9 protein-coding genes are annotated in these 17,782 nt (G+C 62.2%); 5 read left to right on the forward strand and 4 right to left on the reverse strand.

Going from position 1 to position 17,782, the window contains the following annotated elements; translation table 11 throughout:
- Positions 1–16: 16 nt before the first annotated feature.
- Entirely contained in the window at positions 17–1,006 is a 990-nt protein-coding gene (locus tag QRN70_RS14230) for a diaminopimelate epimerase (protein WP_285418637.1), read from the reverse strand.
- A 268-nt stretch (positions 1,007–1,274) separates the two neighbouring features.
- Between QRN70_RS14230 and QRN70_RS14235 the strand changes: the two genes are divergently transcribed.
- From QRN70_RS14235 to QRN70_RS14250, 4 genes are all read left to right on the forward strand, one after another.
- Positions 1,275–3,692 (forward strand): type VI secretion system Vgr family protein, encoded by a 2,418-nt coding sequence (locus QRN70_RS14235; RefSeq protein ID WP_285418638.1) that lies wholly within the window; start codon positions 1,275–1,277, stop codon positions 3,690–3,692.
- Between the two features lie 2 nt (positions 3,693–3,694).
- On the forward strand, positions 3,695–6,946 hold the full coding sequence (locus QRN70_RS14240) for a phospholipase D-like domain-containing protein (protein ID WP_285418639.1): 3,252 nt from the start codon (positions 3,695–3,697) through the stop codon (positions 6,944–6,946).
- The gene (locus tag QRN70_RS14245; protein ID WP_285418640.1) at positions 6,943–8,049 is read left to right on the forward strand and encodes a hypothetical protein; all 1,107 of its coding nucleotides are present in this window, start codon (positions 6,943–6,945) and stop codon (positions 8,047–8,049) included. Before QRN70_RS14240 ends, QRN70_RS14245 begins: the two co-directional genes overlap by 4 nt.
- Positions 8,050–8,159: 110 nt before the next feature.
- Complete coding sequence (locus QRN70_RS14250) at positions 8,160–9,311, forward strand: MFS transporter (protein WP_285418641.1); 1,152 nt, start codon at positions 8,160–8,162, stop codon at positions 9,309–9,311.
- Positions 9,312–9,355: 44 nt separating this feature from the next.
- On the opposite strand, the gene QRN70_RS14255 is transcribed toward QRN70_RS14250, so the two are convergent.
- The 3 genes from QRN70_RS14255 to QRN70_RS14265 form a co-directional block, all read right to left on the reverse strand.
- The gene (locus tag QRN70_RS14255) at positions 9,356–11,779 is read right to left on the reverse strand and encodes a TonB-dependent siderophore receptor (RefSeq protein ID WP_285418642.1); all 2,424 of its coding nucleotides are present in this window, start codon (positions 11,777–11,779) and stop codon (positions 9,356–9,358) included.
- 96 nt (positions 11,780–11,875) lie between these two features.
- A complete protein-coding gene (locus tag QRN70_RS14260) occupies positions 11,876–12,859 on the reverse strand; it encodes a FecR family protein (protein ID WP_285418643.1) in 984 nt (327 codons plus the stop codon).
- 40 nt (positions 12,860–12,899) lie between these two features.
- A complete protein-coding gene (locus QRN70_RS14265; protein ID WP_285418644.1) occupies positions 12,900–13,400 on the reverse strand; it encodes a sigma-70 family RNA polymerase sigma factor in 501 nt (166 codons plus the stop codon).
- Positions 13,401–13,839: 439 nt separating this feature from the next.
- On the opposite strand from QRN70_RS14265, the gene QRN70_RS14270 reads away from it, so the two are divergent.
- Positions 13,840–17,721, forward strand: coding sequence for a non-ribosomal peptide synthetase (locus QRN70_RS14270; protein ID WP_285418645.1), 3,882 nt, complete (start codon positions 13,840–13,842; stop codon positions 17,719–17,721).
- The last annotated feature ends 61 nt before the right edge of the window (positions 17,722–17,782 follow it).

A 17,782-nucleotide genomic window follows, 5' to 3' on the forward strand; every position in this document is an offset into this window, starting at 1 on the left:
GAAGGCGATTGCCGGTTCAGTCGATCAATCGAGCCGTACCAAACAGCCTGACCCGCACCAATTCGCCCTGCTCTTCTTCGAGCAACACCGGCGCGGTCCCGCCGGGCATCACCACCTGCACTTCTCCCGCCGAAACCCAGCCCACCCGCCACGCCGCACTCGCCACGGCACTGGCGCTGGTGCCGGAGGACGCCGTTGGCCCTTCACCGCGCTCGAACACCCGCGCAACGATGCGTTGATCGCCGACGCGCGTCGCCCATTGCAGGTTGACGCCGGCCGGACATGGCTGGCCGGCGCCGGTGGGCATGGCGTAGGCGATGGCGGTCAGACTGTCCGCCAGCGGTGATTCAAGCATCTGTTCATTGCTGGGCAATGCCGCCTCATCCTCCAGCAGCGTCACGCAGTGCGGATTGCCGATTCGCACGAACTGGCTGTGTGCCCAGGCGGGGTCGAGTTGCACCAACGGTCTGACACGGCTGATTTGCACACCGTTGAACGGCACAGGTTCAACGCCGAGAGCACTGACGGCTGCCGGACCGAATCCGGGTTGCCCGAGATCCAGCCAGAAGCCCTGCACGCCCGCCACCTCAGCCGGTTTGATCGAGATCGGTACGGGCGACTGCGCATCCTGCTTGTCGTGATGCACCTGCAGTGGCGCGCCCTCCTGCGGCAGCAAACCTTGTTCAAGCAGCGCCTGGGAGAAAATCGTCAAACCGTTGCCACTGCGCTCGGCCAGCGTGCCGTCGGTGTTTACGATCAGCAGATCGAAGGGTGGCGACGATTGAAACGGGCCGATCAGCAAGCCATCGCTGCGATGGTGTTTGGCGCCGGCGGGATGAATACCGTCCGGCCATTGGCAAAATGTTTCTATGACCCGCTCGCTCCACGCTGCTCTGGATGAAGCAGCATCCTCGGCGCTGGCCGGCAGGTTGATGCCCGCCTCGCATACTTGCCGGGGTGAAACCACGCCGTAGATATTGCCCCGTGCATCGTAGAACTTCGCCATCTGTTTTCCTGCGCTCAGGTTCCTGTCAGCGCTCCACTCTACTGCCTGACGGCATCGACAATCACGTGGAAACATCAGCAAAGTGATATCACTTTGCCAAGAAACATTTCGTAGCAACTTCAAAGACACCATATAAACCGTGGCCTTCAGGGTATGTGCGCAACTTTTTGCGCAACTTTAAGCCTTTATGATCCGTTTCGGTTCTGGATCAGGCTTCCACCGGCTGTAGAACTTTCAGGAGATTCAGTTTCATTTCAAGGAGCGCCAAATGTTCAGTCCAGCCAACGAAACCCACTTCAGCCTCAAGGTCGAAGACTACGTCGGCGACCTGCAAGTCCTGTCGTTCACCGGCACCGAAGGCATCAGCCAGGCGTTTCGTTTCGACCTCGAACTGGTCAGCGAAAACCCCGATCTGGATCTGGAAAAACTCCTGCACAAGCAGGCCTTTCTCGCGTTCGATCCGCAGGGCTCGGGCATCCACGGGCAGATCTACCGCGTCGCCCAGGGCGATGCCGGCAAGCGCCTGACCCGCTACAAGGTGTCGCTGGTGCCGCAGCTGCAATACCTGCAGCACCGCACCAACCAGCGCATCTACCAGCAGATGTCGGCGCCGAAGATCATCGCGCTGATCCTCGACGAACATGGCATCCAGGCCAACAGCTACCGTTTCCAGCTGAGCCAGCCGTGCCCGGATCGCGACTACTGCGTGCAGTACGACGAAACCGACCTGCACTTCGTCCAGCGCCTGTGCGAAGAAGAAGGCATCCACTATCACTTCGAGCACAGCGAGAACGCGCACCTGCTGGTGTTCGGCGATGACCAGACCGTTTTCCCCAACCTCGGCCAGCCGACCGCGTATGTGCAAGGCAGCGGCATGGTTGCCGAAGAGCCGGTGATCAAAGGCTTCAAGCTGCGCCTGGAAACCCGCACCAGCCGCACCACGCGGCGCGACTACGACTTCGAAAAGCCGCGCCTGCAACTCGAAGCCGAGTACAGACCCGACGGTGAAAGCACGGAGCCGGACCTCGAAGACTATGACTACCCGGGCCGCTTCATCGACCGTGCGCGCGGCAAGTTCCTCAGCCAGCGCGCCCTCGAACGCCACCGCGCCGATTATCGTCAGGCCGAGGGTCGCGGCGACCAGACCCGCCTCGTCAGCGGTCACTTCATGGAAATGTCCGACCACCCGCGCAGCGAGTGGAACGACCTGTGGCTGCTCACCGAAATCTTCCACGAAGGCAAACAGCCGCAAGTCCTCGAAGAGTCGGTCACCAGCGACACCACCGACAACAAGGATGACTTCCACCAGGGCTACCGCAACCGCTTCCTCGCCACCCCCTGGGACGTGTTCTACCGGCCGGCACTGCTGCACCCGAAACCGCGCGTGCTCGGCAGCCAGACCGCCATGGTCACCGGCCCCAAGGGCGAAGAAATCCACTGCGATCAATACGGCCGGATCAAGGTGCAATTCCACTGGGACCGCGAAGGCCAGGCCGATGACAAGACCAGCTGCTGGCTGCGCGTCTCCAGCAGTTGGGCCGGCGACCGCTACGGCGCGATCAGCATCCCGCGCATCGGCATGGAAGTCCTCGTCACCTTCCTCGAAGGCGACCCCGACCAGCCACTGGTCACCGGTTGCCTCTACCACAAGGAAAACCCGGTGCCCTACGCCCTGCCGGCGAACAAGACCCGCAGCGTGTTCAAAACCCTCAGCTCCCCGGGCGGCGGTGGGTATAACGAACTGCGCATCGAAGACAAAAAAGGCGCCGAGCAGATCTACATCCACGCCCAGCGCGACTGGGACGAAAACATCGAGCACGACCAGAAGATTCGCGTCGGCAACGAACGCCACGACACGGTCGAGAAGAACAGCTACACCGAGCTGAAGGCTGAAGAACACCGCACCACGATTTCCGATCGCAAGGTGGAAACGAAGCTGGACGACCACCTCACGGTTGGGCAGAACCAGCATGTGAAGCTGGGCACGGCGCAACTGACCAGCGCGGGCAAGGAAATCCATCTCAAGGCCGGTGACAAAATGGTCATCGAGGCCGGCAGCGAACTGACCGTCCAGGCCGGCGGCAGCTTCATCAAACTCGAGGGCGGCGGGATTACCGTGATCGGCCCGGTGGTGAAAATCAACGCCGGAGGATCGGCCGGATCAGGCTCCGGGATTGCGATCCTGATGCCGCTGTTGCCGATTCCCGCAGCGTCGGCCAAGGCCGGCAACCTCATGGCACCCGCGCAGCCCGGCGTATTGCCGACCAAGCCCGAGCCACGAGAATATTTCTTCGACATTACCCTGACCGATGTGCCTGGCGATGAAGGCTTCCCGCTGGCCCACACCCTCTGGCAGATCGTCCAGGACGGCGTGGATGAGCCATTGCTCGAAGGTCAGACCGACGAGAACGGACGCGTCAACATTGACGAACCGCAACGCCTGAAACTCTCCAAAGCCTATGCCGAAGCCGGCCCGTTATGGCTGTGCTATCCGGGGCAACGGGTGCCCGTGGCCCTGCATGACGAACCGGCGGACGCGGACAAGGAGCGCTTCGCCCTAGCCGCCCTCGACTTTCATGACAGCACCCGCCACCGCACCATCAACATCGCCAGCAACGAACGCAGCAAGCAGGACTTGCTCACCGACGGCGACTTGTACAGCCGCCTGCACAGCACGGACGAATGACCATGACGGATTCCGCTACCCCCTACAACGGCGTTCGCCACAAGGAAGTCAGCCAGATCAATACGGCCGCCGGCAAAGCCCTGCCCGCCGTGAATGCGCCGGACTTTTTCATTCAGGACAAGTCCGCCTTCGCGCCCAAGCGCAGTGGCAACCAGGTGCGTTTTTTCACCACTGGCGAGGATTACTACAAGGATCTGGCCAAGGAAATCGCCAAGGCCGAAACCTCGATTTTCATCACTGGCTGGCAGGTCAACTACGATGTGACCCTGGACGGCAAACAGACTTTGTGGGAGTGCTTGTACAACGCCCTCAAGGCGCACCCGACACTGAAAGTGTTTGTCATGCCGTGGCTGAGCCCGGCAGCAAGCGTCGGCACCCATGACTTCGAAACCATGCTGGCGGTATTTCAGCTCAACGCCGGGCTGAAGGTGCCGCGTGCCTTCTGCACACCGGCCATCCAACAAAGCGACATGAAGGGCCTGGGCTCGACTTTTTCCCATCACCAGAAGTGCGTGGTGATCGACAACAAGATCGGTTATGTCGGCGGTATCGACCTGGCGTACGGACGTCGCGACGACAACAACTTCAGCCTGGATGCCAGCGACCGCAAGGGTAACGACGCGTATAACCCGGGGATTCCGCACCTGGGCTGGATGGACATGAACAAGCACGTCAGTCGAGCCGGCCTGCTGTTGGGCACGCTGTTCGACCTGTCCAAACCGCTGGCCGAAACGACCATCGGCACAGAAAACACCAACGTCAAACTGGCGTTGCCCCGTCGCGCCAGCGTGATCAACGCCGTCGCGGCGATTCAGAACTTCTTCGCCAGCCCGCCTCTGCCCGTTCTGGATCGGGCAATGAAGGCCGGTAAAAGTCTGAAGGAATCCGTGTCCTCCATCGATCCTTTGGCCAGGCCCAGGGAGTATCTGACCGACGCGGCCATCCGCAATATCACCGCGCTGATCAAACACAACTGGACGCGCCTGCCGCTTGCCGAACCGCTCAAAGGCCAGGCTCAAGTGTGGATTCGCGAAGTCGAAACCAGCGCCGGCAATTTGCAGGCTTCGCTGCGTCTGAAGAGTTACGAGCTGATCAACAACTGGACGAACTCGACCGATCTCGGCCGCCTTGTCGCGATGTTCTGCGACAAGGGTTACGACGCCATGCCCGCAGAGAAAATGGGCTGGCTGAACAATATTGGCCAATTGACCACTTCATTGCTCGGACACTTTTACGCGTTGCTGCAAGACCGCGTGGCCAATCACCGAGAGCCTTTTGAATATCTCAAACACCAACCGCAGCCGCTGGCTTCGGCAGATTACAGCCGGTTGGACAAGGACCAGCCGCGCATGCCGTGGCAAGACGTTCACAGCCGCATCGAGGGGCCGTCGGTGTACGACCTGTCGCGCAACTTCATCGACCGCTGGAACGGACAACAGGCTTACATCGCCGAGATCAAGAGCCTGGAAAAGACCACCGTCATCGTCGCCCTGATGGAGTGGGTCAATACGCTGGTCAGGGACGCCGGCCTGCCCCATCACCTGGACCTCAACAATCAGATCAACCTGAAGCTGCCCATGCCCAAACCGGTCTGGATCGATCAGGCCCCGACCCTGCCGACACCACCGCAGACCGCGCAAGGCGGCGCCAGTGTTCAAGTGTTACGCAGCGCTTCAGCCGCCATGACCACTCAAGAGGCCAAGGGGCGAAACCTGGCCAAGGTCAATCTGCCGCTGCCCGAGGGTTTCAACGTTGGCGGCGTCCAGGACAATTGCCTGCGCGCCATGCTGCAGACAATCTCCAGCGCCCAGCACTTCATCTACATCGAAAACCAGTTCTTCCAGACCGACTTCGGAGACGAGGGCGAACTGGCAGAAGGTCGGCCGCTGTCCGGCCCAATGGCCAGCCTGCGCGACCCGTCAACCTTGAACGAGAATTTCGTCGCCCGGATCAAATTGCGTGAAGCGATGGAAGACCAGGACTTCACCCAGATCGACTGGAAAGAAGTCAACGCCATCAGCAAGGAACCCGGCGAAGAGGCCCGCACCTTTCTCAAAAGTTTCCTCGCGATCTGGCAGACCAACGCACAGGGCTGGCTGACGCAGAAACTGGGGAAAGAACAGAAGCTCACCAACAGCATCGGCAAGGCGCTGGCCGACCGCATCGGCCGGGCGATTGCCGAAAACCGCCCTTTCCACGTGTACCTGATTTTGCCGGTGCACCCGGAAGGCGCGCTGAATGTGCTGAACCTCATGCACCAGGTTCACCTGACCATGCAAAGTCTGGTGTTTGGCGAACAGAGTCTGGTCAAACGTATTCAACGGCACATGGCGATGAAGGACATGATGGATCGCGGAGCGAGCAAGGAAGAGGCCGGGAAAATCATTGAGCGGGTGGATACCAACAGAAAGCCTGTCTACGCACAACAGGACTGGTCAAAATATTTGACCCTGCTCAACCTGCGCACTTGGGATACGCTTGGCGATCGCGTGGTCACTGAACAGATCTACGTGCACAGCAAGTTATTAATTGCGGATGATCGGGTGGCGATTCTCGGCAGCGCCAATATCAATGACCGCAGTCAGTGCGGGACACGTGACTCAGAGCTGGCAGTCATTGTGCGCGATAGCGAATCGACTGAAGCGAAGCTGGACGGCAAACACAACCAGAAGGTAGGGAAGACAATCAATAAGTTGCGCAAGGATTTGTGGAAGAAGCACTTCGGAATGAGTCAGGCGAAGAAAGACGGCCCCGTGGCTCACTTCACTGTTTCGGACGAAGTTCTCGATCAGCCTGCTGCAGAAAAAACCTGGCGAGATATTCAGAAGCGCGCCAAGGATAATTCGGAGGCTTACGAGCAGTCCTTCAACTTCATTCCTCAGAGTATCAGTCAGGTGCAAATACTTGTTGATCCAACGACAGCGTCTGAGCCCTCCGGGGATATGCCAGCATCAATCTGGCCAACGTGGACATATCGCTCCCCAGATGATCATAAACGTGGTGGAAAACTGGCAGACTGTTTGCCACATGAAGAGGGATTTTGGGAGAGCAAGACATTGGCTGGGGTGAAAGCCTACTCCGCTCCCATGGGCATCAAGGGCTTCATTACTGCCCTACCAATAGGCTGGACCAAAGGTGAGAACAATGACTCAGGATTGAACCTGACGATCATCGCTCACAACGAAGACAGAAAGAGCGACGTACACATCGCAAGTGTGAGTGAAACGCCCAATCGAAATGAGCACAGTTCATGACACGAATTATCGCCACCTTAGCCGGCTTGTTGCTGGGTACCCAGTCAGCCCTTGCTGAGCCTGCCCTGCACGAATGTCTGGGCCGTACCAGATTCGAGTCACCGGAAGCATTCGAGTGGGCAACCTTTGCTGTCGAACGTAGCAATATGAAAGGTGCAGGAGGACACGTATTTTCCAAGAATGTGCATGCGGTAGGCGACTACGTTAGTTATGACTTTGACGAACTGACCATCAGAGTCAGCGATGCCACGACACGGGAAAACTTTGAAAAACAACGCAACGCCATTGTCCACGAAACCGAACTCTACAAAAAACGCCTAGAGGACAAGCTCGAAACCAACAAGGACCTTTTGGTATCGATCAAGGAGATGAACTATTCCCCTGACATGGTGAAAAGGCAGGAGGAACAAATAAAAAAACTGGAAGAGCAAATACCCAAAGTAAAAAAATACGAACACGATCTAGGTATCCCCGACTCCCACGTCCTCGGTAGCAAAGAAACGCCCTACGAATTCCTGCTCTGGCGCAACAACCGGGTGTTCTACTTCAACATGAACAAACCCGCCGAAAACTCCGCACAACGGATCAAGGACCTTGCCGCGCGCTTCGAAGCCCGCGACCTCTATCAAGTGCCCGAAGGCCCCGGCGTCTGTATGCCCTACGGCTTTATCCATGACGACGGCAAAATCGGTTTCAACGTCAAGAACAGCCTGCGCTTCACCAGCACGCCCAACGTCATCATGAGCCTGATCAATGCCTCACTCGGCAACCATGCCAAAGCCACCGACGGCACCTACGACACCGACTACCGCCCCGGCTACGACGCCGAAATCTGGAAAAAGTCGAAGATCATGGAGAAGTTCTACATCGGCGACCGCATGACCACCCTCGAAGGCTGGCGTCTGGATCCGCGCCCGGAAACCACCGAGCAGGATCGCGCCTGGTTCGCCATCGCTCATGTCGGCGGTCTGGCGAGCCCGCTGATCGCGGCGCAGATGTTCACTTTCCAGAAAGGCACCGATGGCCTGAAAGATCTGGTGCCACCGCCCGAGGCTGTAGTACCGCGCTTTTTGAAGTTGACGCAAAGCATCCGTGAGCAGTGAGCCGTTCTCGCCGATCAGCCTGATCGGGAACTCAAGGTCGCGGCCCATGGACTGATATGCAACGATGTTGCCCTGCATCACGCCATTGACCGCAAGACCAAGGACGTTTCATGACCGCCATCAACACCCCGCCTCCCCTCGCCCCCGGACGCCTGCAACAGATGTCCACGCGCATCGCCTTCTTCATCGCCGGGCTCGGCATCGCCGCGTGGGCGCCGCTGGTGCCGTACGCCAAGGCCCGCGCCGGGCTCGACGAAGGCACGCTGGGCCTGTTGCTGTTGTGTCTGGGAGTGGGTTCGATTCTGGCAATGCCGCTGGCGGGGATTCTGGCCACGCGGTTCGGCTGTCGGCGCGTGGCCACCGGTGGCACTTTGTTGATCTGCGCGGCATTGCCGTTACTGGCGACGGTTTCGTCGATTCCGGCGTTGATCGCCACATTGTTCATGTTCGGTGCCGGGCTCGGCACGGTGGATTCGACGGTGAACCTGCAAGCGGTGATCGTCGAGAGGGCCAGCGGCAAGAACATGATGTCGGGGTTTCACGGGCTGTTCAGCCTCGGCGGGATCGTAGGCGCGGCGGGTGTTAGCGCCCTGCTCGGCCTCGGCTTGTCGCCATTGGCGGCGATGCTGGTGGTGGTCGTGGTGCTGATCGCGGCACTGTTCAAGGCGGTGCCGCATATGTTGCCTTACGGCAGTGAAAGCTCGGGGCCGGCGTTCGCGGTGCCCCACGGGATCGTGCTGTTCATCGGCGGAATGTGCTTCATCGTGTTCCTCACCGAGGGCGCGGCATTGGACTGGAGTGCGGTGTTTCTGGCGCAGGAACGCGGGATCGATACGGCGTATGCGGGGCTGGGTTACGCCGCGTTCGCATTGACGATGACAGTGGGCCGTTTGACCGGTGACCGGATCGTTCGAGCATTGGGTGCAACCCGGATCATTCTGTTTGGCGGTCTGCTGGCAGCGGCGGGACTGTTTCTGGCGACGTTCGCCCCGAGCTGGGAGGCCGCGCTGTTGGGTTATGCACTGGTCGGCGCCGGGTGTTCCAATATCGTGCCCGTGCTGTATACGGCGGTGGGCAAGCAGACGGTGATGCCGGAAAGCATCGCGGTGCCGGCAATCACCACGCTGGGCTATGCAGGAATTCTGGCGGGGCCGGCGGTGATCGGCTTTGTCGCCCATGCCAGCAGTTTGAGTTTTGCCTTCGGGTTGATGGCGGCGCTGCTGGTGGCGGTGGCGATTGGCGGGAAAGCGCTCAAAGTCTGAGCCGGATCGCTCCCTCGCATTGCGTGGGAGCGATCCGGGCAAGGTCAGAATCCGACGCTGGCCTGCACGAAGAACGTGCGTGGCGCGCCCACATACATCCCCGAGTTGTTGTCGCTGGAGCGGGTGAAGTACTGCTTGTCGAAGATGTTTTTCACCCCGGCGCCGAGCTTCAGGTTCGACACCTGCGGGCCGAAGTCGTAGCCACCGCGCACGTTCCAGGTCATGTAGCCGGGGATGTCACCGTACTGCCCGTCCGCCGAGCCTTCGGTGATGTAGTTGCCGTTGAAGCTGCCGTCGGCATTCACCCCGGTGCCCGGCGAGCGCTGCTTGGACTGGGCGAACCCGTCGATGTTGTAAGTCCAGCGGTTGATGTCGTAGCGCAGGCCGACCGTGGCCACCTGCCGCGAATAGAACGGCAGGTCGCGGCCCTTGAAGCCCGGGATCTCGCCTTCATAGGTGGCGCGGGTGTAAGTGAAACCGGCGTTGGCGGTCAGGCCGTCGAGACGCGGATCGAGCGCCGCCAGGTCGTAGTGCACCGACGCCTCGATGCCCTGGTGCTTGGTCGCACCGAGGTTGGTCCAGCCGACGTCGTTGCTGATGTATTGCAGTTCGTCATCGAAATCGATGTAGAACAGCGTCACTTCCCCGCCCCACACGTCATCGTTGTAGCGCGTGCCGATTTCGTAGGTCTTGGCCTTTTCCGGCTCCAGGCCATTGGCGGTCTGGTCACCCGAGCCGCCCTGGCCGAGCTGGAAATACTGCAGGCTGCCGAACGATGTTTCGTAGTTGGCGAACAGCTTCCACGCGTCCGACAGGTGATACATCACGCTCAGTGCCGGCAGCGGTTCGTTGCTCTCGATGCTGCGGTTCTTCTCCGGTACGCGCTTGCCGGCGGTGTCGAGCACCGCACGGTCGTGCCAGTCGGTGTTGATGTGTTCGAACCGGATGCCCGGGGTGATGGTCCAGCGGCCGACGTCGATTTTGTTGTCGACATACACCGAATTGGCCTCGGTGCCGCCCGTGCGATCCTGGAACACATGGCCGTCGGACGTCGGCGTCACCACGGGCTGATTGTTGACCAGCGCCAGGCGGCTCGATTGCTCGTGCATCGCCTCTTTCAGGTAGCGATAACCGACGCTGACTTCCTGGGTGGTCGGGCCGACGTCGAAGACCCGCGACACGCGCGGCTCGATCCCCAGGGTGTAGTAGGAGCGCGGGTACGAGCTGAGGGTTTTCTGGTCGCGGGCGGCAATGGTGCTGCCGCGGAAGCTGTCGGTGTAATAGGTCAACACCTCGGCCTGGGTGCGTTCGTCGATCTGGCGGATCCACTTGAACGACACGTCCTTGCGCCGGCCGCTGAAGTTGTCGTAGTCGCGCACCGAGTCGTACGGCTTGTCGTCGTACTGCTTCTGCGTCAGGCCGCCGGGCATGTCGGCGCTGGCGTCGTAGTAGTGGAAGTTGAGGCTGAAATCGTCCTGGTCGGTCGGCGCCCAGTGGGTTTTGAGCAGCACGTCGTCGATGTCGTTGCCGTTGTTGCGCTCCCGGTAGCCGTTGCCGTTGACGCCGGAGTACAGCAATGCCATGCCGAGGCCGTTGTCGGCGGTGCCGCCGAGGAATGCCGTGTCGATGTGTTTCCAACCGCCATAACGCGAGGTTTCCAGGGTGGTGCCGATTTCCCCGGTGGTTTTTTCCGGGATCGCGCGGGTGACGAAGTTGATCACCCCGCCGACATTCTGCGGCCCGTAGCGCACCGAGCCGGCGCCGCGCACCACGTCGATGCTGTCGAGGTTGCCGGAGGAAATCGGGGCCATCGACAACTGTGGCTGGCCATACGGCGCGAACGCCGCCGGCACGCCGTCGATCAGCACAGTGGAGCGCGGCGACAGCCGTGAAGTCAGGCCACGCACGCCGACGTTCAGGGCGATATCGCTGCCGCCGGTGCCGTTGGAATCCTGCACCTGCACACCCGGCACGCGCTTGAGCACGTCGCTGACGTTCATCGCGCCCTGCTCGACCATCGCTTCGCGGCGGATCACCGTCCGCGCCCCCGGGTGGTTCTGCACCACGGCGGCGTCGGCATCGCCGAGCCAGTCGCCGACGACCTTGATGTCGGTCACGCCCAGTTCCAGCGGGCCGTTGCTGGCCGCCGTCGCGGCGGGCGCCAGCGTCACCGAGCCGTCATTGATCTGGTAATCCAGACCGCTGCCTTGCAGCAACTGGCGCAGGGCCTCTTCCGCAGAAAGGTTGCCGTCGACCGCCGGGGCCTGTTTGCCGGCCACCAGCTCGGGGCTGAAAAACACCTGCAGCGCGGTTTGCTGGCCCAGCTCACTCAGGGCCTGGCCCAAGGGCTGGGCGCGGATATGAATAGCGTCGGCGGCGCAGGCCAGCGGCACCGCCGCGTTGACCGCCAGCGCAAGCGCCAACGGCAGCCAAGGGAATTTATTGTTGTTGGCAGTGGTGTTTTTCACGTCGAACGTAGTCCTGTGGATCGCAAAAGTGTGCGGCTGTTAATGCAAACCAGTTGCAGTTGACAGGAAGACGATGAACTCGAAAAAAACCTGAATTTATTTTGAAATTATTTCCTGGCTGCCGTCGGCGAGGGTACGCACGGCCACCGGGAGGATATTCGGCAGGGCCTTGAGCAAGGCATCGGTGTCGTCGGACTTGAACACGCTGGTCAGGCGCAGGTTGGCCACGCTCGGGTTGGCCACCGTCAGCGGCTTGTCGCGATAGCGCGATACTTCGGCGGCGACTGCGCCGAGGCTGGCGTTGTTGAACACCAGTTTGCCGCTGCGCCACGCCGTCAGCTCGGCCGGATTGACCGCGTACGCCGCAGCCACCCTGCCCTGCGCGTCGACATGGGTCCCGAGCCCGGCGGTGAGGCTGATGAACTCATGCTCGGCGGCATCGCGCCCCTGGACCTTGACCGTGCCCTGCTCCACCGCGACGCGGGTCTGGTTAACGTCGCGGCGCACATCGAAACGGGTGCCGGTGACGGTGACCCGGCCATTGCCGGTGTCGACCACGAACGGTCGCGAGGTATCGTGCTCGACGCTGAACAGGGCTTCGCCGCCGCTCAATTCGATGAGCCGACGATCCGCCTCGTAACGCACCTGCAGGCGACTGCGGCTGTTGAGGTCGATCACCGAGCCATCCGGCAGCGCCACATGTTTGCGCTCGCCCGCGGCTGTGGCGAATTCAGCGCGGTAGCCCGCCGGATGATTGAGCCCGCTGAACAGGCCGAGCCCGAGCGCGGCCGCCAGCACACTGGCAGCCAGCGCATATCGCAGCAGCGGACGGCGCGCGCGGCGGGCCGGCGGGGCTTGCGTCAGCGCCTGCAGGCGCGCGGCCGGCAGCCGATCAGCCGCCGACCACAGGCCCTGGAGCAACTGGAATTCCTCGCGGTGCTGCGGATGCTCGTCGAGCCAGGCGTCAAAGCGCTGCTGCTCCGCAATGCTGACAGGCGGCTCCTGCAACCGCACGAACCAGCGAGCCGCGTCGTCGCGCACCGTGGTTGGCCCGCACGCGCAATCACGAGTCTCCATCATGGAATGTCCTGTCTGGCTGGGGGTGAAAAGGCGCGCCGGCTCATGACTGCAAGCCGTCCAGGCGGTCACGCAGATGCCGCAGGGTGCGGATCATATACTTTTCGACCATGTTCTTGGACAGACCCAGGCGTTCGGCGATTTCCGCCTGGGTCAGGCCCTCGATCTTCTGCCAGACGAAGATCCGCCGACAGTTGAGCGGCAGCTCGCTGAGCGCCCGTTCGATGGAGTCGGCCAGCTGGATCGCATGCATGTAATGCTCCGGGTCGCCGGATGACGACTCACTGTGATCGATCGCCTCCGACTCCATGGCACCCCGCCGGTCCTCGCGCCGAAAACCGTCCACGGCGATATTGCGTGCCGTCTGGTGCAGATACGCCCGTGGCTGCTGCACCGCCGACGCATCGGTTTCGAGCACCCGCACGAAGGTATCGTGCGCCAGATCCTCGGCCTGCGCGCGATTGCGCAGACGCCGGGTCCAGGTGCCGATCAACTCTTCGTAATGCTCGAGAAAGCCGGGTCTGCGGGGCAGCATGGGGATCATTGCGGCGCGCTGTGGAAAAGGGGCGTGAATAGTAATGCTTCCTATTAAACCGAAGCAATGCATTCCTCGGCGCGCCGATGAAGTACGCCACAATGACAGTTCGATGACGCTAAAACCCGCGAACTTGACGGCAAATAACGTTTTTCCCGAATTCATTGGGCTGCAACAAAACTCACAAATCAGTTAGTTGACAGCCCTCGGTTATGCACCTAGGTTAAGCCGCGAAGTGTTACCAAATGCTTCCACACCAGAACAAGAAACACCGCCACGGATTGGCGTCATGCAAAGGTTCCAGCCCCGCCTGACTCACCTGGCGCACCCCTGAAAAAACTGAAACGGCGCTTGCCGTCGATTCCGGATCTGTCGCGTTCGCGCCAACCGGAATGGGCACGGTATTGCCTGCCGAAAACCCGACGCAACGGAAGAAAGGATGACTCTTATGCGTGACGTACACTCGTGCCCGCTTTCCACGGCGCAACAGGAAGTCTGCCTGGCGATCAGCCAGAGCCAGAGCAACCTCAACTACCATTTGTGCGATGTCATCGAACTGCGCGGCGATTTGCAGCTGGCGTGGCTCGAAGCGGCGATCCGCGCGCAATTCCTACAGACCGACACCCTGCGCGCGACGTTCGAGCATGACCCGCAAAGCGGCACGTTCGCCCAGTACATCCAGGCCGCCGACACCTTGCCGGCCAAGGCGTTCGAAAGCCTCGACGTCAGCGCCAGCGCGGATCCCGAGCAGGCCTACGGGCAATTGCTCGAACACCTCTTGCAGCAGGACATGGACCTGCAACACGGGCCGCTGATCCGCTACGTGCTGATCCGCCTCGCGCCGCAGCACTACCGCATGATCGAACTGGCCTCGCACCTGGTGGTGGACGGCTTCGGCCACGGCATTCTGTTCGGCAACATCACCGCGCACTACAACGCGCTGAGTCGCGGCGAGGCGATCGAGCCGCTGCTACTGGCACCGCTGGCGAGTGTGGCCGCCGCGCAGGAGCAATACCGCCACAGCGACATGTACAGCAAGGATCGCAGCTACTGGCGCCAGTACTGCCTGAAGATGCCGGAGCCGACGCAACTGGTGCCCGGCGATGCCCCGCTGATCCGCCTCAACCGCCTGCGCAAAGTGTTCAGCGGCGAAACGCTGGGGCAATTGCGCGCGGCCGCCGGTGCGCATCAACTGCGCCTGTCGAGCATCCTGCTGGCGCTGTGCGCGACCTACCTCAGTCGCATGACCGGGCAGACCGAACTGGCCCTCGGCATGCCGGTCGCGGCGCGCCAGCTCAAGGCCCTGCGCGACGTGCCGTCGATGGTGGCGAATATCCTGCCGTTGCACCTGTCGTTCAGCGCCGACAGCACGGTGCTGACGGTCGCGGCGAACCTGCAGCGCCAGCTGCGCCATCACCTGCTGCACCAGAGCTATCGCAGCGAAAGCATGATCCGCGACCTGCACGCCGAACGTGGCAACAAACCGTTGTTCAACACCCTGCTGAACATCGTCGCCTACGATCAGGGCCCCGGGTTCGCCGGTTGTGACACCACGATCCAGAACGTCGCCAACGGCCCGGCGGATCACTTGGGCATCGACATTTTCGACCGGCACGCCGACGGCCGCCTGGAGATCGGCTTCAACGCCAACGCCGACCTGTATGACCCGCAGGCGCTGGAACTGCACTACCAGCGCCTGACCGCGCTGTTCGCCCGTTTCGCCGCCGCCCCGCAAACCCTCGCCGCCGACTACGACCTGTTCCTGGCGCACGAACAGCAACGCGTGTACGCGCTGCCGCCGGCCAGACAGACGCTACCGCTGTTTGCCGAGGCCTTCGCCGAAGCCGTGCGCGAACACGCCGCGCGCCCGGCGCTGAGCGAAGGGGCGCGGCAAGTGAATTATGCGCAACTGGACGCCGACGCCACGCGCCTGGCCGCGCACCTGCGCCAACGCGGCGTGCGACCCGGCGATTGCGTGGTGGTGATGTTCTCGCGCAGCCTCGAATGGGCGATTGCGGCGGTGGCGCTGTTCAAACTCGGTGCGTGTTATGTGCCGCTGGATCCGGACCTGCCCGAGGCGCGCATCGAACACATTTTCAGCGATGCCGATCCAGCCGTGGTGATCGTCGCCCCGGGCAGTCAGCTCAAGGTCGACGTCAGCGCCGACAAAGTGCTGTGGCTGAACGCCGACACCCTCGCGCAACTGCCGCCGGCCAGCACGCCGTTGTTGCCGTTCGACGCCGGCCTGCCGGCTTATCTGATCTACACCTCCGGCTCGACCGGCAAACCCAAGGGCGTGGAAGTCACCCAGCGCAATCTGGTGCCTATCGCCCGCACCGCCATCGACGCCGCGCAGTTGCAACCTGGCGCACGGGTCCTGCAATTCATCGCCGCCGGGTTCGACATGTCGGTGCTGGAAATCATGATGACCCTGCTCGCCGGTGCCGAACTGGTCATCACTGACAAGGTCAGCAGCGCCCCGGGCAGGGCCCTGGCGAAACTGGTCAAGGCGCAGGCCATCGACCTGCTGGTGATGACGCCGAGCCTGCTGGCCTGCCATCAGACCGAGGATTTCCCCCAGGACACCGTGCTGATGCTCGGCGGCGAACCGTGCACCCCGGCCCTGCTCGCGCGCTTCGCCCATTGCCGTCTGCTCAACGTCTACGGGCCGACGGAAACCTCGTTCGCCACGTCGATCAATGCCCGCTACGGTGCCGGCGATCTGTCGATCGGCCCGGCCACCGCCAACACCCGGCTGTACGTGGTCGATGCCCGGCAACGCCTGCTGCCACCGGGCGCCTGGGGCGATCTGTTCATCGGCGGGCCGGGCGTGGCGCGCGGCTACCGCAATCGCCCCGACCTCACCGCCAAGGGGTTTGTCGCGGATCTGCTCGACGCTGAGGGCACCATGTACCGCGCCGGCGACCGGGTGTTCTTCGATCATGCCGGGCGGATTCACTACCTCGGCCGCCAGGACAACCAGATCAAGCTGCGCGGCCTGCGCATCGAACTCGACGAGATCAAGAACGTGCTGCTCGGCTGCCACGGCGTCGACGACGCCACGGTCATGCTGCGCGAGCTGACGCACGGCCCGGCCATCGTCGGCTACGTGGCGAGCAAGGACAGCAGCCTCGACAGCCAGCAGTTGAAGCAATCGCTGGGCCGGCACCTGCCGCAGCACATGGTGCCGAGCGTGATCATCCGCGTCGACGAATTCCCGCTGACGCCCAACGGCAAACTGGCGGTGGATCGCCTGCCCGCACCGGCCATGCAGGACGCCGCCGCGCTGTCGCCGGCCGCAACGGCGGAAGAAGCGCAAATGTGTCGTTTGTTCGCCGAAACCCTCGACTGCGGCGAGGTGTTCGCCAACCAGAGTTTCTTCGACCTCGGCGGCCATTCGCTGCTCGGCCTGCAACTGGTCGCGCGCATCAAGGAGCAGTTCGGCATCGCCCTGGGCATCGCCGATTTCCTCGCGGCGCCGACACCCCGGCAACTGGCCCGACGCCTGCAGCACAACAGCGGCTACAGCGATCCGTTCGACGCGGTGCTGACACTGCGCAGCGAGGGCACGCGCCCACCGCTGTTCTGCATTCACCCCGGTGGCGGGATTGCCTGGCCGTACGCCGGTCTGCTGCCGTTCCTGCCGCAGGACCAGCCGTTGTACGCGCTGCAATCGCCGATCCTGCGCGATCCGACGCGGGTCATCGAATCGCTGGATGAACTGGCCGAGGAATACCTGCAACGCATCATCGCCCTGCAACCCGACGGCCCGTATCAACTGGCCGGCTGGTCGGTGGGCGGCAACCTGGCGCTGCGCATGGCGGCGATGCTGCAGGCGCGCGGGCACGAGGTGAGCTTCCTGTGCATGTTCGACAGCTACCCGCTGCAAGGCGGGCGGGCATCGCTGAAACTCGACGATGCGATGATCATCAGCCGCATGACCCGCGCCATCGTCGGCACGCCACGGGCCGGCCTCAAGGGCCTGAAAAGTGCGATGGAGGAAGTGCTCGGCAGCCGGCAGATCGGCGATGAGTTCCTGACCCGCCTGGTGGACGATTCCAAGCGCATGCTCGATTTGCTCGGACGCACGCAGTACCAGCTGTATCGCGGCGACTTGCTGTTCATCCGCGCCACCACCGACATCCTGCGCCAGGACGAACAACAGCCGACGCTGTGGGCGCCGTACGTCAGTGGCGAGCTGATCCAGCATGATGTCGAGGCACCGCACGAATGCCTGCTGCAACGGCAGTACCTGCAGCAGTTCGGCGAGCGCTTCGTGGCGGAACTGCTCAAGCGTCAGGTGCGGCAAACGCACGTCATCGACGCCTGAAGCAAAAATCCCCGCCGGGCGCAGAAGTGCCCGGCGGGGATCGGATGGCGGGAGTGAGCCT

Source organism: Pseudomonas sp. efr-133-TYG-5 (assembly GCF_030209175.1).
In the GTDB taxonomy this organism is placed as follows: Bacteria; Pseudomonadota; Gammaproteobacteria; order Pseudomonadales; family Pseudomonadaceae; genus Aquipseudomonas.